General features: G+C 41.5%; 18 protein-coding genes. 17 read left to right on the forward strand and 1 reads right to left on the reverse strand.

The features are described from left to right. Nucleotides 1–199 precede the first annotated feature (199 nt). From M2R47_RS01210 to M2R47_RS09455, 17 genes are all read left to right on the forward strand, one after another. A complete protein-coding gene (locus tag M2R47_RS01210) occupies nucleotides 200–658 on the forward strand; it encodes a pilin (protein ID WP_249097796.1) in 459 nt (152 codons plus the stop codon). Nucleotides 659–880: 222 nt separating this feature from the next. Beyond that, nucleotides 881–1696 (forward strand): 30S ribosomal protein S2, encoded by an 816-nt coding sequence (rpsB, locus tag M2R47_RS01215; RefSeq protein ID WP_249097799.1) that lies wholly within the window; start codon nucleotides 881–883, stop codon nucleotides 1694–1696. Between the two features lie 77 nt (nucleotides 1697–1773). Then, complete coding sequence (tsf, locus tag M2R47_RS01220; protein WP_249097802.1) at nucleotides 1774–2652, forward strand: translation elongation factor Ts; 879 nt, start codon at nucleotides 1774–1776, stop codon at nucleotides 2650–2652. Between the two features lie 142 nt (nucleotides 2653–2794). Next, the gene (gene pyrE, locus M2R47_RS01225) at nucleotides 2795–3442 is read left to right on the forward strand and encodes an orotate phosphoribosyltransferase (RefSeq protein WP_249097803.1); all 648 of its coding nucleotides are present in this window, start codon (nucleotides 2795–2797) and stop codon (nucleotides 3440–3442) included. Between the two features lie 6 nt (nucleotides 3443–3448). Further along, nucleotides 3449–4411 (forward strand): glutathione synthase, encoded by a 963-nt coding sequence (gshB, locus tag M2R47_RS01230; RefSeq protein WP_249097806.1) that lies wholly within the window; start codon nucleotides 3449–3451, stop codon nucleotides 4409–4411. Between the two features lie 430 nt (nucleotides 4412–4841). After that, complete coding sequence (locus M2R47_RS01235) at nucleotides 4842–6947, forward strand: PhoX family protein (protein ID WP_249097808.1); 2106 nt, start codon at nucleotides 4842–4844, stop codon at nucleotides 6945–6947. 238 nt (nucleotides 6948–7185) lie between these two features. Then, nucleotides 7186–8271 carry an undecaprenyldiphospho-muramoylpentapeptide beta-N-acetylglucosaminyltransferase gene (gene murG, locus M2R47_RS01240; protein ID WP_249097810.1) on the forward strand — a complete coding sequence of 362 codons (1086 nt, stop codon included), beginning with the start codon at nucleotides 7186–7188 and terminating at the stop codon, nucleotides 8269–8271. A 30-nt stretch (nucleotides 8272–8301) separates the two neighbouring features. After that, a complete protein-coding gene (locus M2R47_RS01245) occupies nucleotides 8302–8826 on the forward strand; it encodes a GNAT family N-acetyltransferase (RefSeq protein ID WP_249097812.1) in 525 nt (174 codons plus the stop codon). A 251-nt stretch (nucleotides 8827–9077) separates the two neighbouring features. Beyond that, complete coding sequence (locus M2R47_RS01250) at nucleotides 9078–9404, forward strand: hypothetical protein (RefSeq protein WP_249097814.1); 327 nt, start codon at nucleotides 9078–9080, stop codon at nucleotides 9402–9404. A gap of 37 nt (nucleotides 9405–9441) precedes the next feature. Beyond that, nucleotides 9442–10896 carry a UDP-N-acetylmuramate--L-alanine ligase gene (gene murC / locus M2R47_RS01255; protein WP_249097817.1) on the forward strand — a complete coding sequence of 485 codons (1455 nt, stop codon included), beginning with the start codon at nucleotides 9442–9444 and terminating at the stop codon, nucleotides 10894–10896. Nucleotides 10897–10900: 4 nt separating this feature from the next. Next, nucleotides 10901–11671, forward strand: a complete 771-nt coding sequence (locus M2R47_RS01260) for a hypothetical protein (RefSeq protein ID WP_249097820.1) — start codon at nucleotides 10901–10903, stop codon at nucleotides 11669–11671. Continuing rightward, a complete protein-coding gene (locus M2R47_RS01265; protein WP_249097823.1) occupies nucleotides 11668–12762 on the forward strand; it encodes a DNA cytosine methyltransferase in 1095 nt (364 codons plus the stop codon). The genes M2R47_RS01260 and M2R47_RS01265 overlap by 4 nt, the downstream gene beginning before the upstream one ends. Nucleotides 12763–12840: 78 nt before the next feature. Next, nucleotides 12841–13755 carry a D-alanine--D-alanine ligase gene (locus tag M2R47_RS01270; protein WP_249097826.1) on the forward strand — a complete coding sequence of 305 codons (915 nt, stop codon included), beginning with the start codon at nucleotides 12841–12843 and terminating at the stop codon, nucleotides 13753–13755. Between the two features lie 271 nt (nucleotides 13756–14026). Beyond that, a complete protein-coding gene (locus M2R47_RS01275) occupies nucleotides 14027–14758 on the forward strand; it encodes a cell division protein FtsQ/DivIB (protein ID WP_249097827.1) in 732 nt (243 codons plus the stop codon). A gap of 213 nt (nucleotides 14759–14971) precedes the next feature. Next, nucleotides 14972–16270, forward strand: coding sequence for a cell division protein FtsA (ftsA, locus tag M2R47_RS01280; RefSeq protein WP_249097829.1), 1299 nt, complete (start codon nucleotides 14972–14974; stop codon nucleotides 16268–16270). Nucleotides 16271–16308: 38 nt separating this feature from the next. Next, complete coding sequence (ftsZ, locus tag M2R47_RS01285; RefSeq protein WP_249097831.1) at nucleotides 16309–17439, forward strand: cell division protein FtsZ; 1131 nt, start codon at nucleotides 16309–16311, stop codon at nucleotides 17437–17439. Between the two features lie 112 nt (nucleotides 17440–17551). Beyond that, complete coding sequence (locus M2R47_RS09455; protein ID WP_283162883.1) at nucleotides 17552–17683, forward strand: hypothetical protein; 132 nt, start codon at nucleotides 17552–17554, stop codon at nucleotides 17681–17683. A 140-nt stretch (nucleotides 17684–17823) separates the two neighbouring features. On the opposite strand, the gene M2R47_RS01290 is transcribed toward M2R47_RS09455, so the two are convergent. Continuing rightward, nucleotides 17824–20424, reverse strand: coding sequence for a prolyl oligopeptidase family serine peptidase (locus tag M2R47_RS01290; RefSeq protein WP_249097833.1), 2601 nt, complete (start codon nucleotides 20422–20424; stop codon nucleotides 17824–17826). Nucleotides 20425–20482 lie beyond the last annotated feature (58 nt).

Below are 20482 nucleotides of genomic sequence, written 5' to 3' on the forward strand. Positions count from 1 at the left end.
AACGTCTTAGCGCCGATGGTAGTGTGGTTCGCCCATGTGAGAGTAGGTCATCGTCAGCACCTTATTTGATTACCCCCTTCATCAGATGATGGAGGGGGTATTGTTTTTTTAGTGGGGTTACATATATATAAATATATTGATAATATTGTAAAAAAGTGGCATAATTGATTCTAATTTGTTTGTTTTAAGGGTTTTATTTATGATTACTCAGAAAGGTTTTACCTTAATTGAGCTATTGATAGTTATTGTCATCATTGGGGTTCTTGCGATGTTTGCCATTCCGCAGTTCCAAAGTCGAACGGCAATCGCTCAGGTTACTCGTGTAACAATGGAGACAAGCCAGCTTAGAAGTACGATAGATATTTGCTTGATGCAAGGAAGTAGTGGCACTAAGTGCCAGTTAGGCTGGTCAAAGAGTAATTTGTTGCAAGACAGTGGCTCTGCCCCAGCTGCTACTGAGAACAATCCTGCAACTGGACAATCTGGTCTGATTGTTACTTTAGGTGAAACATCAACTATTGAAGCAACCTTGGGTGGCGATGCTGCTCGGTCTTTACATGGCAAGAAAATTACTTGGAAGCGTGATGATAAAGGCGTTTGGGCTTGTACAACCGATGTTGATGAAGATTTGCGGACGCAAGGATGTGGTGCAGCGTAAAGCAGATAATCTAATTGCTTTTTCATTCTTTATTTGGTACAATAATGCGTCTATTTTTAATAGGCGTATTTTTTTATCAACACTACACACACAAAAGCTATGTGAAAAAGATGGCAGGGTGTTTGAAGGTTTGATTAATCTGCTGTTCGGCAGATGCGTGCCTTTGAATTTGCTATTTTTACTTTTGTGGAGGCGTAACCCAACTTATTTTTAGGAAATTTTATGTCAGAAAAAAACCCAACTCAAATCTCAATGCGTGATTTGCTAGAAGCAGGTGCTCATTTTGGTCATCAAACTCGTTTTTGGAATCCAAAAATGAACCAATACATTTTTGGTGCTCGAAATCGCATTCACATCATTAATCTTGAGCATACTGTTAAACAATTCAATGAAGCGTTGACATTCGCCAATCAGCAAGCTGCTAACCGCAATAAAATCTTATTCGTTGGCACTAAGCGTGCGGCCAGTGGCGTGATTCGTGAACAAGCACAGCGTGCGGGCATGCCTTATATCGATCATCGTTGGTTGGGTGGTACTTTGACTAACTGGAAGACCATTCGTCAATCAATCACTCGTTTAAAAGAGTTAGAAAAGCAAGCCGAAGATGGTACTTTTGCTAAACTTACCAAGCGTGAAGCACTAGAGCGTACTCGAGACATGGAAAAGTTGGAGCGTGCCTTGGGTGGTATTAAGGAAATGGGCGGTTTGCCAGATGCACTGTTTGTGATTGATGTGGATCATGAAGCGATTGCTATCAAAGAAGCAAAGAATTTAGGCATTCCTGTCATCGGTATTGTTGATACCAACTCAAACCCTGACAATGTTGATTATGTCATCGCCGCTAACGATGATGCGATTCGTGCCGTTAGTCTTTATGCAACTGCCATGGCAGATGCCATCATTGCTGGTAAGGAGTATGCGAAGACTCAAGCTGGTAAATCTGAATTGGATGACGATAAAGCTGCCAATCGTGAGAATGCCACAGCGGAAGTTGAAGATAAAGTTGACCAAGCAGGTCAAGTAGTGAATAACTACTAATTTGGCAAAAATTTTAGACTCATTATTCACTGATGAGTCTATTTTCAAAAAGATTCAATTAAGAAAAGGCTGTAATTATGTCTCAAGTATCTGCAAAAACCGTTAAAGAACTTCGTGACCGTACTGGTCTTGGCATGATGGAATGTAAAAAAGCACTGGAAGAAGCTGGTGGTGATATCGAACTTGCGATTGATAACTTGCGCAAATCAGGTCAAGCAAAAGCTGCTAAAAAAGCAGGTAACATCGCTGCTGATGGTGCAATCATTATTGCTCAAGATTCTGGTAAGGCATTGCTATTGGAAGTTAACTGTCAAACTGACTTTGTTGCAAAAGATGAAAACTTCACCGCATTTGCTAATAAAGTTGCTGATCTTGCATTAGCAAACAACACAACCAATGTAGAAACCATCTCTGCATTGCCTTATGGTGATGGTCAAAGTGTTGAAGAGGCTCGTGTTGCTTTGGTTCAAAAAATCGGTGAAAATATTCAGATTCGTCGTGCTGAAATCATCGAAGGTGCCAATCTTGCTGCTTATCGTCATGGTTTGCGCATCGGTGTTGTGGTATCAATGGAAGGTGGTTCAGAAGAGCTTGGTAAATCTGTTGCGATGCAAGTTGCAGCATTCAACCCATTAGCTGTAAATGAAGATAGTGTGCCTGCTGATATCTTAGCTCGTGAAAAAGACATTATTGAAGCTAAGGCAAAAGAATCTGGCAAGCCAGAAGCTGTGATTGAAAAAATGATCACGGGTGGTATCCAAAAGTACCTAAACGAAGTAACTTTGGTTAATCAGCCTTATGTCATTGACAATGATAAAAAAGTTGGTGATGTGTTAAAGGCTGAGAATGCTACTGTGCTAAGCTTCAAGCGTTTGGAAGTTGGTGAGGGCATTGAGAAAAAGCAGGAAGATTTTGCTGCTGAAGTTGCTGCTGCACAAGCCGCTGTTAAGGCATGATTTTGTTTTTTTCAAAAACGCACCAAAGGGTGCGTTTTTTATTACTTTTGAGTGGTGATGTCAATTAAATAAAGTTGGAAATTATTGAAAAAGACAGTAAAATGTTGTTTCATTCAGATTTTGACAATGATGGGAGAGAGTCATGATTTTTGATAAAAATGAATTTATTAAATTATTGCTAGAATATCAAGTATTGAAGTTTGGTGAATTTACCCTAAAATCTGGTCGTGTGAGCCCTTATTTTTTTAATGCTGGACTATTGTCTGGTGGTCGCGCTTTGGATATGTTGTCAAAAGGCTATGCCCAAGTGCTGTCGCAGTTTTTAAAAGATGTACCAGCCCCTACGATTTTTGGAGCAGCTTATAAAGGCATACCATTTGTGGCAACAACGGCACAGACGCTTTGGCAGATTCATGGTATTGATGTTGCTTGGGGTTATAATCGCAAGGAAGTGAAAACACACGGCGAGGGTGGTTCTTTGGTGGGGGCTGATTTGAATGGCAAATCAGTGTGGGTGATTGATGATGTCATGACAGCAGGCACTGCTGTTCGAGAGGTGGTGGCAATTTTGGAGAATTCTGGTGCCAAGCTTGCTGGCATTGTCATCGCTCTTGATCGTAAAGAAAAAGGTCAAGATGAGCGTTCAGCAGTGCAACAGATTCAAGAAGATTTTGGAGTGCCTGTTCATGGTCTGGTCGATATTGATGACATCATTGCATTCTTAAAAAATGAGGGCGAGACTTCACATTTGCCAAAAATGCTGGCGTATCGTGAGCAATACGGAGTATAGGACGGCATGAATAAGCTTAATTTTTTAATCATCATGGATGACATCGCAACCATCAATTATAAAAAAGATACTTCACTGGCGATGGCTTGGGCAATCAGTGATAAAGGACATGGGCTTAATTACTGCCAAATTGAGGATTTGTGGCTAAATCAGGGTACTTTAATGATTGATGCTCAACCCTTGCAGGTCTTTAAAAATCCTACATATTTTTATCAACTGGGTGAGAAAAACACCACTAAAGCCACAACATTCGATGTGATCTTAATGCGTAAAGATCCGCCATTTGATATGAATTTTTTATATGCGTTACATCTGCTTGATTATGCTAAAAGGGCAGGGGTGTTGGTGGTCAATGATCCAAAATCGGTGCGTGCTTGCAATGAAAAGCTATTTGCCACACAATTTAGTGAATTGATGAGTCCAACCATTGTTACGAGCAAACAATCACACATTCGTGCTTTTATTCAAGAGCATGACGATGTGATTGTTAAGCCACTTGATGGTATGGGGGGAATGGGTGTTTTTCGTCTAACTGCTAATGGTTCAAATATTGGTGCGACCATAGAAATGCTGACAAAAATGCAGTCAGTGCCAATCATGGCTCAAAAATACCTTCCTGAAATTCAAGATGGCGATAAACGCGTGCTGATTGTTGGTGGTAAAGTCGTGCCTTACTGTTTGGCTCGCATACCGCAAGATGGTGAGACGCGTGGTAATTTGGCGGCGGGCGGTCTTGGCGTGGCGATGCCATTGAGTGATGCAGAAATGGCGGTTGCACAGCAAGTGGCCCCTACATTGCTTGAAAAGGGGTTGTATTTTGTGGGTCTTGATTTGATTGGTGCAAAAATCACTGAAATCAATGTTACCTCTCCGACTTGTGTGCGTGAAATTGATGAACAATGTGGCACACAGATTGCCGTTGATTTTATTGAATACCTTGAGAATTTATTAAGTTTACTTAAAAAATAATGGGTAAGAATTTTGCTTTTATAAAAGCCATCAAAGCTTAAAGCATGGCTTCATAATCTTGATGGTGTGGGCTATTATAAGCTTCATTGCATCAATTACTCAGTACCAGAGTATGGGATGCTGCCTGTCTTTGTTATATTCTTGATGCGATTTTGATGGCAAAATTGATGATGCGTGGTCTTTGGCGATGTAAGGATCGTCTATTGCTTTAAAAAGACAAATTGATGTCGTGATGGCTTTTTGTGATCGTCGAAATTTGATTTTGTTGTGGCATGCTGTTGTGTCACAACATTGGGATATAAAGTGGTGTTGAGGGTCTTGGTTGGTTTTATCGTCATCAAATCTTTAAAATTCATCGGCGTTCATCAAATTGTCATAAAAAACCCCTAAGCTATGCATGTATTTGATTTGTCTAGCTTTGGAGTACGCCATGCCATCATACAACGATGAAATCCACATCCATGATCACGACGAAATTGTCGAAGATTCTAATCCAACTAATAATCCAGAATTTGCTGATTTGTTGGTCAGTAGGCGTTCAATTTTAAAGGGCGGTGCTGGTTTGATGACTTCAGCTTTCTTTGGTGGGCTTTCTCTGTCTGCCCTTGCACAACCAGATGCCATAAAAGAGCATTTAAAAAGACCATCGAAACTGAAGTTTTCCGCCGTGCCTCACCATATGGGCGAAGATATGTTGGTTGCTGACGGTTATCGTGCTGAGATGATCTTGCCTATGGGTACGCCGATTGTGGACGGTGTTGGTGAGTGGACAGATGATCGCATGGTATTGGGTGAGTCTTTTAAGTATCGCATGGGTGATAATCATGATGGCATGTGGTTTTTTGGTCTAAAAGATGGCAGATACGCCCCAGAAGTTTCGGAGCGTGGACTGTTGGCGATGAACCACGAATACACCAATCCCAACTTAAATCCTATTGAAAATTACACCATTGATGATCCAGCGGCACCGAAAATTTACCAAAAAAGACGATTGGCGTCTGATGTTCGCCGTGAGATCCATGCTCATGGTGTGTCGGTGGTGGAACTAAAACGCACGCCAACAGGTTATGAGCTTGTTAAGAATTCTCCATTCAACAAGCGTTATACCAGTGGAACGCCAACAAGATTATCAGGTGTGGCCAAGGGTCATGACTTTGTCAAAACTAAAATAGATCCCAAAGGCCTTAGTAGCGTTGGTATTAACAATCAGTGCGGTGCAGGGCTGTCGCCATGGGGAACTTATTTGACGACCGAAGAGAACTTTTTAAATGTATTTGCTCGTGGTGCGGACAAACACATCATTGGCGATGATAATGATAAGCGTGCTGCTCGTTATGGACTGAAAGAAAATAAGATTGGCGATTCTTCTTATTCATGGCACACACCTGCAGATGGTCATCAAGGTGAGTTTGACCATTGGGATGTGACCGCTCAACAATCATCAATCCTTGCTACTGATGACCATCGCAATACTTTCAATACTTTTGGCTACATTACTGAAATCGATCCTTTTTCACCCAGTTCACAAGCTGTCAAACGCACCAGTCTTGGGCGATTTGCACACGAAAATTGTGCATTTGCACCACCTGTGGAGAACGAACCCCTTGTGTTTTATATGGGAGATGATGCAAGAGGTGAGTACATTTACAAATTTGTCTCACAAGCGAAATGGTCAAACGCTGATATTGGTAAGGGGTTATCAGCTGGTGATAAATATTTAGACAAAGGTACGCTATATGCGGCAGTCTTTCATGAAAATGGCACGGGGGAGTGGCGAGAGCTGTCTAAGCAAAATCCACTTTTATCGGATTTTAAAGATGATGCTGAGATTGCCATTTTTGCGCGTATGGCAGCTGACAAAGTGGGGGCAACCAAAATGGACAGACCAGAGTGGGTGTCGGTCAGTCCAGTTACTCAAGAAGTTTATGTAACACTCACCAATAATTCAAAGCGTAAACAAGAAGATGTCAATGCGGCTAATCCTAGAAGTTATGATGGTAAGGGTAATAAGCATGGTCATATCATTCGCTTTGCTGAGCGTCAAGGTCAAGCAGGTAATCAATTTGTTTGGGATATTTATCTGTTTGCAGCACCGCATGATAAGGATGAAGAAAATCTGTCTGGGTTGACTGCTGAAAATGATTTGTCAGCTCCAGATGGCCTGTTCTTTGATCCAAGGGGTGTGCTGTGGATTCAGACTGATGATGGGGCATATACGGACACAACCAATTGTATGCTATTGGCAGCCTTACCGAATAAGGTCGGTGATGGCACAATGATCACCACCAGTGCGGGCATGACCACTCACATGGGTGCATTTACCACGCCTGACACACTAAAACGCTTTTTTGTTGGTCCAAAAGGCTGTGAGGTAACAGGAATCACCATGACACCAGATTGTAAAGCATTGCTGATTAATATTCAGCATCCAGAAGGTAGGTTTGGTGCAGTCAAGGGTGGCAAGACACCCCGTTCGGCTACCGTAGTGATTACCAAAAAAGATGGTGGTGTGATATTGGCTGAGTCGTTTGCTTAGTAATAACGGTACTGACAGAGTGATTAAGAGTGGATTTTCCACTCTTTTTTATTTTAAAACATTTATCAAGTTGTAAAAAATGTTTTAAAAAATCTCTTCGATAGATTTCTTGATGGCGAATGTTTGATGGATTTTTGTAAGGTGTATAAATTTTTCTTGTAATTATTTAAAATTTATTTCAAAATATTGTATTGACTGGTTTTTTTGCCAGTTGATAGCAATGTGTGAGGGATAAAATATGAATGTGTTGATGATGGCGGCAGGGACAGGTGGGCATGTCTTTCCTGCTTTGGCGGTTGCAGATGAGCTGACCAAAAGAGGTGCGGCGATACATTGGCTTGGGACGCCAAATGGCATGGAAAATGATTTGGTTGCTAAGCATGGGTATGCCATGCACCACATTCAAATGCAAGGTTTGAGAGGTAAGGGTTTGGCACGCATGATAAAACTGCCTTTCATGCTTTTAAAATCGGTCATCGATGCTCGCAAGGTCATTGCAAACGAACGGATTGATGTCGTGGTAGGTTTTGGTGGTTATGTAACAGCACCAGGGGGACTGGCAGCAAAACTTGCCAAAAAGCCACTCATCATTCATGAGCAAAATGCCATTGTTGGTATGAGTAATAAGAATTTGGCTCGTCATGCTGATGTGATCTTGCAAGCATTTGATGGGGCGTTTGTCCATACGCATAAAGAACGCTTGATGACAGTGGGTAATCCCGTGCGTACAAGCATTGCGAATATTGAACCGCCTGCTTCTCGTTATGAGTGTCATGATGTCTCTCCATTAAAGGTGTTGGTGGTGGGTGGTTCGCTTGGTGCAAAAGCAATCAACACTGCCATTGTGAACTTATTAAAACTGAGCAATAAACCCTTATCCATCAAGCATCAATGCGGCAAGGATAACTTTGATGAAATGCTGGTTGCCTACTCACAAGCAGGCATTGATATGAATAGGCATACCGTACAACCGCTTGCCTTTATTGACGATATGGCGGCCGCTTATGCTTGGGCGGATGTGGTGGTGTGTCGTGCTGGAGCGTTGACCGTTACTGAGATTGGCAATGCTGGTGTGGCGGCGATTTTTATCCCTTTACCGACTGCGGTAGATGACCATCAAACCTTTAATGCCAAGTCCTTAACCGATAAGGGAGCGGGGATTTTATTACCTCAAAGTGAGCTATCAGGGGAGAAATTGGCACAGATTCTGGGTGATTTGACCCGTGAACAATGTTTGGCAATGGCACAAAAAGCCCATTCAATGGCAAATCCAAAGGCAGCTGAACAAGTGGCGGATATTGTGGAGAGTGCGGTTAAAAAATAGTTTTGATGGTCTTGTAATGAGGTAATAAAAATGTTTCACCATAAAATCAACGACACATTAAACCTGGCCTTGGTGCATTCATCATTTGCCAGTCAAATGAATGACATTGTTAATGTGCAAAAAGACTACTTGGGTGAATGGCTACCATGGGCGAATGACTTTAGCGAAAATAGCTATTGTGAATTTGTCAAATTTGCTCTACATCAATATGCTGAGAATAAAGCCATTCACACCCATGTTATTTATGAAGATAAAATTATTGGTGCGGTGAGCTTAAATAATATTTATCATCATCTAAAAAAGGCGGAAATCGGCTATTGGCTACGCCAAGATTATCAAGGGCGTGGCATCATGAGTCTTGCGGTGCGTGCCATCATGGATATTGCGAAAAATACCTACGGCATGGAAGTGGTGGATATTAAAGCGGGCGAGCACAATATCCCAAGCCGACGAGTTGCTGAGCGACTGGGATTTGAGTTTTGCGGGATCATTGCCAATAATGAAAATGTTAATGGTGACATCATTAACCATGCGGTTTATACTTATCGGTTTTGAGTGCAAAGACTTGAATTTGAATGGTTGATAATGGGTGTGTCTAATCAAGACCATTTGGGCAAGAGTTTTAAAATTGATAGCTAATTGATGATGTTATTATTTGATGCCATCGAACGCTAATTTACGAAAATGATTGAGCTAAATTCACTCATCAGACTTGCTTGGCAAAAAAATTGAAATTGTCAAAAACAGTGAGTCTTTCAAATTAAATGCCATTTGTGCATTTGATTTATTTGCACAGTATAATGAAAATGTCAACAGTTAGTTTACTTATTAGCCATACCGCCATTCACGACATTGAAAAAAGTCGTTATTTTAAGCACTATTTAATTGCCAAAGAGCCTTTTATTTATAGCAGAATGGCAGGCAATACAATGGTTGATGACAAAATCAATGGTGAGTTCTTAAAATTTTTAAGAAATTTGAATAAGCCCATTTATTTTGTTACTGGCGAATTAAAACATCGTCAAGGCGAATTGGATTTTGCCTTGCGATTATTAAATGACAATGATTTAAAAAATTGCAAAACATTGAATGATGATTTGTTAATTTTACCCAACCAATTTTATGGCGTTTAACTGGCTAAATGTCGCTTTTATTTTAAAGGAACAACAAATGACTAATCCCAAACAACCCCTACCCAAACAACTTATCCAAATCCCAGAAATGCGTCGCATTAAACACATTCATTTTGTGGGAATTGGTGGGGCGGGAATGTGTGGCATTGCCGAAGTGTTATTTAATCAAGGCTATGGCGTATCAGGCTCGGACATCAAGCAAAGTCAAGTTACTCAAAGATTGCAAGCATTGGGCATGACCATTTTTATTGGGCATAATGCCGACAATATCAAAAACGCCGATGTGATTGTGGTATCATCTGCCATTGACAAAAATAACCCAGAGATTAAATCAGCCCTACAAGCCCGTTTGCCTGTGGTTCGTCGTGCCGATATGCTGGGCGAGCTTATGCGATATCGCCATAGCATTGCGGTGGCGGGTGCTCACGGCAAAACCACGACCACAAGCCTTTTGACAATGATGCTCACTGAAGCAGGCTTTGACCCCACTTATGTGATTGGCGGAAAATTAAACGCATCTGGCAAAAATGCATCTTTGGGCAGTAGTCGATATTTGGTGGCGGAAGCCGATGAATCTGATGCGTCTTTTTTGAGTCTTAGACCGATGGCGTGCATTGTTACCAATATTGACGAAGACCATATGGACACTTATGAAAATAGTTTTGATAAATTAAAACAGGCCTATATTCAGTTTTTGCATAATATGCCGTTTTATGGTTTGGCGGTGGTGTGCGGTGATGATAAAGAATTGGCTGGAATGATTGATAGCATTGCCAGACCTGTGATTACTTATGGCTTGGAAAAGCACAACGATGTGCAAGCGGTGGATGTATTGACAGATGGCACACGCACCCATTTTACCGTGTTAAGAAAAGATAGGGAGCCTTTAAAGATTACCTTAAATATCCCCGGTTTACACAATGTGTATAATGCACTTGGGGCGATTGCAATGGCAAGCGATGAAGGCGTGTCGGACGAGGCGATTAGGCGTGCGGTGGAAAAATTTGCAGGCGTGGGCAGGCGTTTTGAAAATAATGGTAGCTACCCAGTGGCAGAAGGTGGCGATGTGCTTTTGATTGATGATTATGGGCATCACCCCACCGAAGTGTCGGCGACCATTAACACCGCTCGGCAAAGTTATCCAGACCGCCGTTTGGTAATGATTTTTCAGCCACACCGTTACAGTCGCACACGAGATTGTTTTAATGATTTTGTGGCGGTATTGTCGCAAGTGGATAAATTGATATTGCTTGATGTCTATGGGGCGGGCGAAGAAGCGATAAAAGGGGCGACAAGCGATGATTTGGCACGAGCCATTCGTGAGCGTGGGCAAGTTGAACCCATTGTGCTCAATGTGGACGACAAAACACAAATCAAGCAAGTATTGCAAGCAGGGCTAAAAGCGAATGATTTACTAATCACGCAAGGGGCAGGCAATGTGGGGCAGTTGTGTGTTGAGTTGAAAGAGAATGGGGTTTATTTAGGGGGGTGATGTTATGTTAGATTCTGTTTATTTTAAGTCTTATAGAGCCCAGCTTGGGTTTAGTCGCCAGCAAGATACAAAAAAATTTTTAGATGCCAAGGATATTACGCCAACGATTGATTATAATTATATTGATTTACTTAATAGTAGATTGATAGATATTTTTTATAGAATTGACAATGTTGTCTGTCCTAAAATCAAGTCTAATGATATTGAATTTTTTTGTCAAAAAAATATTTTAGATTCTTTTGAAAAAATAAAACAAAATGATATTATTGCAAAGCTTAATAACCAAGGTAGACGACCCGAAAAGGTTTATTTTTCTTGGCTTCGTGGTTTTGTTGTAACCAAATATTTTTTGGGTGCTATAAGTTATATATTTGATGTTGATTGCGATAGCATACAATTTGTTGGCGATGATAATTTCGATAACCTGCATTCTTTTAAAAGAACGCCAAAAGCTGATTTGCAATTAAATTATAAAAATGAAGTATTGAGAATTGAAATACAGTCTGGTTTTCAGGATATAAACGATATTAAAGAACATAAAGTAAGAGAAGCAAAAAATATTAAATATGAGCAAGATATATCATCTGTTTTAATTCACTTTGATTTATATAATGGTCAAGTTGCCTTTATTAGATTAGATGATATAGAAAATGATAGTGTGCATTGGGTAACAAGACAACAAATGGAAGGGCAAACAGTTTTTAATATCAATCAAAACTATTTTGTTTGGAAATTGACACAATTACCGCCTAAATATTATGAATTAGAGTTATGAATAAGATAAATGTACTTGATCTTTTTTGTGGTGTTGGTGGACTAAGCTATGGCTTTGCCTGCGATGACTGTTTTGATATTATTGCTGCAAATGAAATATTGCCTAATATGGCAAAAGCCTACGAGCTCAACCACCCCAATGTCAAAGTGTACAATAAAGATATCAAGAGTTTTGGTATCAAAGATTTATCGCAAGATTTGGGGGTAAAAAAGGGAGATGTTCACTTAGTAATTGGTGGTCCGCCTTGTCAATCATACTCCACTATCGGAAAAAGAGATAATAATGACCCTCGTGGAAAATTATTTTACGAGTATTATCGTGTACTGCAAGAATTGGAGCCGACAGCATTTGTTTTTGAGAATGTGAAAGGTATTTTGTCAATGCAAAAAGGTCGCCTTTTTCAGACCATCATTAAAGTTTTTGAATCTCTTGGGTATACTATATACTGGCAGGTGTTGAATGCTGCCGATTATGGCGTACCTCAAATTCGTGAGCGTGTTATTATATTTGGAACAAAGCTAAATAATCCTTTTTTATTTCCTAAAAAAACCCACGGTTTAGAAAGTAATCTATTGCCCTATCTAAGCGTTTCAGATGCAATTGGAGATTTGCCTTTTATAGGGTGTAATGAAGAAAGTTTTGAATATGCAAGTGAGCCACAAAATGCTTTTCAAGCACAAATGAGAAAAAATTCACCAAAGCAATTAAAAGACCATAATTCTCCAAATAACAACTCTAACCTTATTCGTTTAATGGAGCTTTTACCTGATGGCGGTAGCCCATCAGATTTACCTGAGTATTTGCGACCAAAAAGTGGCTTTGCTAATACTTATTGTAGATTATGGTGGGATAGACCTAGTACGACAATTACAAGAAATCTTAGTACGCCATCATCTTCTCGTTGCATACACCCAAAAGTTGCCCGACCTTTAACTACAAGAGAAGGTGCAAGGTTGCAGAGTTTTTCCGATAATTATCAGTTTTTCGGTTCAAGAAGTGATAAAAATTTACAGATTGGTAATGCCGTACCACCTTTCTTGTCTGTGGTTATTAAAAATTCTGTAAAGGAACATCTTTTGGATAATGATTGATTTTGATATCTGTATATCAAAATATTTAAATTTTTATTTTAGTTTTTTGGTAAAATGATTGTTTTTAAAGGTAAAAGTATGAATGATGTAACCCAATTTGGCAAAGTTGCCGTAGTCTGTGGCGGATTTAGTGCCGAGCGAGAAGTATCCTTAAAAAGCGGTAAGGCGGTGCTTGATGCCTTGCTATCCAAAGGCGTGGACGCTCACCACTTTGACCCCAAAGAGCGTGATTTGACACAGCTTAAAAACTTTGACCGTGTATTTAATGTGTTGCATGGCACTTTTGGTGAAGACGGCGGTTTACAAGGCGTGCTGGACGGCTTGGGCGTGCCTTATACAGGCTGTGGCGTGCTGGCATCTGCCATTGCGATGGATAAATTTCGCTGTCGCTTGGTGTGGCAGGCACTTGGCTTGCCCAATGTGCCATATGTGGTGCTACACGATGACAGCGATTTTGATACGGTGGAGACAGACTTTGGTTTACCGCTCTTTGTCAAGCCTGCCAGTGAAGGCAGCAGCGTTGGGGTGGTGATGATTGAACAGGCAGGCGAGCTTGCCAAAGTGTATCCGAGCTTAAAGCAATATCATGGCGAGATTTTGGCAGAAAAAGCCATCACAGGGGGCGAATACGCCTTGTCGCTGCTTGGCGATACGGCATTGCCAAGCATTAAAATTGTCCCTAAGGGCAAATTTTATGATTACGATGCCAAATACAACCGTAATGACACCGCCTATCTGTGCCCGTCTGATTTGACCGCTGATGAAGAGGCACAAATGGGCGAGCTTGCCAAGCGTGCCTTTGAAGCGGTGGGTGGCAAGGGTTGGGGGCGGGTGGATTTTTTAAAGGGCGATGATGGCAAATTGTACCTTTTGGAACTAAACACTGTCCCAGGCATGACCGACCACAGCTTGGTGCCGATGGCAGCAAAGGAAATGGGAATTGGTTTTGCTGATTTGTGCGTAGAGATTTTGGTACAAACACTTGATGATTAAGGTTGAGAAATTCATTAAAAGGTCGAGAAGTGTATTTTCGGCCTTTTGGTTATGAATGTGCTGATGGTAAGTGCTAGAAAATGAATGTCGGTAATCTTTCTAATCCAAAACGATACAAATAATGACACTGGGGGTGCATGCAAAATACCTGCTGCCTTAAAATAAATTGGCAAGCTGATGTAAAAATTGGCTTTTTGTGTAAAATTTTGCTTGGTGTTACTCATAAAATGCGTTAGTATATGCAAATTTATCATCTTTAACATGAAGTCTCATGAAAACCCATCAAAAATCCACTAAAAAACACCTAAGTAAGGCATGTTCGTTGTCCATATTGGGAATTTTTCTGTTTGTGGTGATTGGGGTTTTTGGAATTCGTGCGGTTCATTACTCACCAGCCAAGCCGATCGTTATTGATCATCATAACTTGACGCAATCTCAAGCATCATCACTACAAGCGGTAGCAGCATCCATCGGAGATGTGCAATTCTTTTTGGCTGACCTGCCCAGCATTCATCACAGAGTTGCTCAGCTTTCTTGGGTTGGTGATGTGAGTGTTAGGCGTGATTGGCAACAAGGTGTGGTGGTGTCAGTTGTGCCAAGGCGTGCGGTGGCAAATTTTGGCAGTCAACATTTGCTTGATGCAAATGGACAGGTTTTTGTGCCTGCTGATGAGCATGAATTGATGGACCCATCTTTGGTGCGTCTTTATGGCAGTCATTCAAAAGATGCTGACAAAATCATGAAGCAAATGCGTCAAATCAACGAGTGGTTTTCGCCACTTGGAATCAAAGCTTGGGATGTGACTTTAACCGCTCGTCAAACTTGGCTGATTCGTTTTGATAATGGCTTGCGTGTCATTGTTGATCATGAGAATACTGACCAAAAATTATACACATTGGCACTATTATTACAAAATAGCTTGGCAAAAGAACTGCCAAAAATCCATTCGGTGGATTTGCGTTACAAAAATGGCTTTGCGGTTGCTTGGAGAGAGTCGCATTAATCATTCATTCATGCTGATGGTGGGTGGGAAATTGCGATGATTAATGTCATTAAGCATTAAAAATCTTGGTAAAAATTTGACGAAAGACTTGATTTTATTAGCTTTTCCCTCTTTTTTAAAGTGAACATTAGTGTTAAAATATCACGATATTATTGGCGTGTTTTTTAGATGATTGATGACCGTAACATGAATCATTATTGAGAGTTTTTGATTATGGATGAGCTACAGGTAGCCTTGCATTTAAGTTCGACAGCGGTTCATACGGTGGTCGGCTACCCATTTGGCACGCCTGAACAGCCACAGATTAAGATTGTTGCTGTGGGCTTGGCACATCATGAAGCCTTTACTGACGGCAGAGTTGGTCACAGAGAACATCTGCTTAGTGCAATACATAAGTCGCTAAGAGAAGCCAGCGATATGGCAGGGGTGGCCATTGAGGAGGTTTGCCTATCTTTTGCATCATCACTCATGAAAAGCACGAATGATAGCCAAGAGGTTCAGCTCTGTCATGCTGGCGGATGTACCACAGTGCGACCTGGTGATTTGTATCGAGTCAAAGAATTGATTGCTGATAGGTTGCTTGCAGAGGGCTATTCACTGGTGCAACACTGCCCTCAACTTTTTTATTTGGATGATGATTCACAAGATGTTAAAGACCCATTGGGTATGCATGCCAATAAACTTAAAGTGTTAAATCATGTGGTGATGTTACCAAGCAATCATGAAAGACAAATCACCGATGTCATTCATAATAATGATATTTTAATTGGGCAAATGTTCTTTGATGGTATCATGGGTGCAGAGTATGCACTGACCAAAGAAGAAAAAAAGCGTGGCGTGTGCTTTATTGACATTGGTCAAGCCACAACCAAGGTCTGTGTATTTTTAGATGGGGTATTGGTATTTTCTGAGTGTTTTGATGTGGGTGGTCAGACAGTAACTTTCGACATTGCTGCTGAATTGGGCGTGTCAGTTCCTGAATCAGAAGCGTCAAAGCGTCAGTATGGCACGCTGCAACCAAGTCCTGGTGATAAGGCGACATTCATCACTTTGCCTTGTGTTATGCGTGGGGAGAAAACAGTCAGCCTAAGACAGCTTATCAATATCATCTTAGCACGCTATGAAGAGATTTTTGATCGTATTTACAGGCAGCTAGACGATAAAAATTTGTCATCATGTCTTGGTGCTGGCGTGGTGCTGGCGGGCGGTGGTTGTCAGATTGAGGGTATCGTCAAGTTCCTTAATCATAAATGGGCGATGCCTGTGCGTATGATGACAACTAATGAGCATATCAGTGTCTGCCCTAAAAATCTGACGGATCATAATATTGTCTTAATAAATGACCATATCAAAGGCAATAAGTTGCATACGGCAATCGGTGCACTACTATATCAAAATAGCGAGCAGTTTTTACGCAATGGTCATGATGATTCGCCAGTTCAGAGCGATCTGGTGAATAAAATTTCTAACGCTTGGCAGTCATTTGCTAAGAGCGTTAAAAAGTGGTTTTGATGTCTTTTTTGAGTCATTTTTACTAATTTGGAGGAAATATGTCGGCTTATAGCATGTCAGACGACACGCAACTTGATACAGACGGACAAGCGAAATTCATTGTTTTTGGAGTAGGCGGTGGCGGAGGCAATGCGGTTGAGCATATGGTTCGTCAGAATGTTTCAGGTGTGACATTCGTGGCGACCAACACTGATGCTCAAGCCCTTGAGCATTTATCAGTACCTAATAAATTTCAATTTGGCGGGGCGGGCTTAGGTGTGGGCGGTCGTCCAGCTCAAGGGCGTGAGTTGGCAGAGCAAAACGAAGAAGAAATTCGCTCGTTATTGTCAGGCTATCACATGGTATTTATTACCGCAGGCATGGGTGGTGGCACAGGCACAGGGGCAGCTCCTGTCATTGCTCGCATTGCTAAAGAAATGCAGCTTTTAACGGTAGCGGTAGTAACGACACCATTTAAATTTGAGGGCAGTAAACGCACGAAGATTGCTAAAGAAGGTATTGCTGAACTGTCCCAACATGTTGATTCTATCATCACAGTGCCTAACGAAAAATTACGCCAAGTTTATAATAATATTTCCATCGCAGACGCCTTTAAAAAAGCAGATGATGTGTTGTTATTTGCCGTCCAGGGAATTATTGAGACCGTGCGTTGTCCAGGTCAGGTCAATGTGGACTTTGAAGATGTTTGCACCGCCATGCAGTCTCGTGGATATGCGATGATGGGTATTGGGCGTGCCAGTGGTGATGATCGTGCCAAACAAGCCACTGAAAAAGCAACTCGCTCACCGCTGCTAGATGATTTGCGTCTTGACAATGCTAAAGGATTGATTGTTAGTATCAAAGGTACGCAGGAATCCATGAATTTAAGTGAGGCAGATGAAATCGGTGGGCTGCTTTCAAAGATTGCTGACTTAGATGAGGGTGATATTTTCTGGGGTTTTGTGTATGATGATACGATGGGTGATGAATTGCAAGTAACTGTGATTGCAACAGGGCTGACCTTAAACGAGAGTGCACAACCTCAATCATCTGGACAGCAAGCACCAGCAGGTCATGCCAGTGCCATCAGTCAACAAGGTTCTCAGCAATCAGCAGATTCGTCATCAGGGCCTGTTCGTAGGACTGTTCAGCCAATCCATGTTGGTGATTATCTAAAAAGACAGCAATAGGATAATAATGAGCGATCCTCTCTTTGTTACTACAAAAAACCCATGTCGTCGCATGGGTTTTTGTGGAGATGACTTGGTTGGGTGAGCATATGTTCAGCCCATCATCTTACCCTTGCTATATTATTCACCTGAATTAAACGCCATTGAGCAGACTTGGGCAACCATTAAGAAATGGCTTGGAAGTCATTTATCAAAGTTTGAGGGTATTCAGCAAGGGTTGGTGGGTTATTTTGGGGTTAATTGAGTATATTGTTCCAAGCTAATGTCTTTTGTTTGGGTTTATTGAATGTGCGGTAATGGTAGTGTGGATTGTGATATTTTAAAATGGATTTGGTATAAAAAAGGTCTTTAGTTAATCTAAAGACCTTTTTGAATGATGATGGCTTACTTGTTGACTTTTTCTTTTTGTTGCTTTTGACGCTCAGCTTTCGCCGCATCTTCAGCACGCCATTTGGCCGTCTTCATTTCATCTGCTGTTGGGCGTTTTTCAAGATTTGGTACGCTCTTAACCCCCAGCTCTTTGAATGCAAAAGCAATCGTCATCAATTCGTTGTTTTTACGCTCAGCATAGATATTTGAACTGTGACCATGGTTCTCAGATGCATATAACAATGCTGGATGACCGCAACTTTCAATCTCTTGAAGTTTCGCCACAAACTTATAAGAGTGCGATGGTACGACACGGTCATCTCGTTTTGATGTTTGAACCAAGGTTGATGGATAGCATGTGCCAGACTTTAAGTTGTGATAAGGCGAATAGCTCATCAAGACATCATAAACATGACGACCTTCAGATGGCACGCCATACTCCTCCATCCAGTATTGGGTGATGCCCATATCTGCCTGACGAAGCTGATCTAGTACTGCGACTTGTGGCAATGCTACTCGGTATTTTTCTGGATGTCGAACCATTGCTGCTCCGACCAAAAGACCGCCATTTGATCCACCCATGATGCCCAGATGATCAGGATCGGCATAGCCTGCTTGGTTGAGGTAATCGGCTGCTGCGGCGAAATCATCATAGCCTGTCAAGCGATTGGTGTATTTTGCGGCATTTTGCCACTCTTCGCCGTACTCACCACCACCACGAATGAAGGCATGAGCCCATACGCCGCCATTTTCTAGCCAAGCGGTATTTGCAGGGAAGCCGAATGCTTGATCATAAATGACGCCATAACCACCGTAGCCATACAGTATGGTTGGGTTTTTGCCATCTAAGACGATGCCTTTTTTGTAGCTGATGTTCATTGGAACTTTTGTGCCGTCATAAGAGGTATAAAATACCACTTTGCTTTCGTATTGAGTTTCATCAAAAGGCACCAAGTCGGAACGACGAATATCTAAATACTCATCTTTGGCAATGCTGTACTTATATTCTGTCTGAGGGAAAGTGGGATTTTCAAAAGAGAATTTGATGTAGTTTTCATTCGCTTCTGGATCGTCGTCTTTGTTTTTATCCTTGTCTTTATCAGACTCTTTGCCCACAACATTGCCAGAAAGGTCAGAAATATATCCAGCACCTTGTGGCGGAGTTAGATCTTTTAAGAACTTTCCTGTGGTGGCATCTACCAGTTTTAGACGGCTGACCCCATCTTTGAGATAGGTAACCAAGAAATAGCCATCACCCTCTTCGTGATAATAGGCATCACGCATTAAGTCTAAGTCTTCTGGAGTGGTAACCACAACTTCTCGTTTTTTAAGATTATCCAGGTTGGTTTTGATGATTTCACCTTTGCGATTATTCTCGCCACTGATGAGCCAAACATCACGAGTTTTGTCATCAAAGTGAACCAATTCAGCTAAGACATTGTTATTAAATGCAATTTTATAGCGAATGGCTTCATCAAAGAATTTGGGGTTATGCAGGCGATAGATGTCTCCTGTTTTGCGATCTTTGATAAAGGCGGTGTTTGTACCGAAGGCTATGGCGTTCATGACTAGATAACGATCATCATCACCTTCAAAAGAGATACCAGTAACTGCACTGCCTCCGAGATGTAAGTAGCTGACTTCAATAGGATCATTAAAGCGCTCTTTGCCAATATCACGACGATAAATGGCAAGTTGTGGAGAGTTGCCTACATAAAACAAAGTGTCATCATCCAGCCATGTGGCTTTCATGATGTCTCGTCTAATGTTTTTGATGACAGGCGTAGCAAGCTTGCCTGTGCGAGTATCAATGACATGTAAATATCTTGGGTCAATGTCAGCAGAGCCTGAGCGGACGAAGAAAGAGATGTAGCTGCCATCTTTACTCACTTTGACACCACGAATGTCGGCTTTGCCGTTTGGTTCGGCCTTGCCATCTGGTGAGATGTTTGCTTCATTAAGCAGCTCGGTACGAGTGCCGTCTGGTGCAATTTTCTCAATGCGATCATAGCCGTCCGCATGACGATAGTAACGGATTTCACCGATGCCATCACGATTGGTGTGACTGATGGTGTGCTCGACGCCTTTTAAGGCTTCGTAGTTGCGTTTTAATTGTTCATAGAAAGGTGAGTCTTTGACATATTCTGTGGACAGTGCATTTTGAGCATTGACCCAGTCATTGACCTCACTAGATACTTTTGGCTGAACGGTTTGTAGGTATTTGGTGGTTCTGGCTTCAAGTGGATGATCGTCCTCAAAACGAGTGCCGATCATGTTGCGTTGGCGGTCATCACTGGTCTCATTGGCGACATAAGCATCGATGTTGTCATACTCTTCTAGCCAACGATATTTATCGACAATCGTGCCACCGATATAGTGATCAATGCCATCATCGGGAATGTTTTGAGTGTTGTCATATCGTGCGTTTTTGATGTCCGCTGTATTGGCAGACATGCCAAATTCACCGCTTAAAAATGGATCGTAGCTGTCTTGGTGTACACGAGTTTTTGGATAATGTAATTTGTCTTTATTGTCGCTGCCATCATCGGCATATGCCGCTGTCATGCAGACAGACGATGCTACTGCCAATGCCAGTGAGGTAAGTTTTAGTTTCATATGGTATCCTGTTTATGATTGTATTGCCACAGATGGATTGAATTGCTCAATCCATCTG

This window comes from Moraxella oculi (assembly GCF_023336735.1).
Lineage (GTDB): Bacteria > Pseudomonadota > Gammaproteobacteria > Pseudomonadales > Moraxellaceae > Moraxella > Moraxella oculi.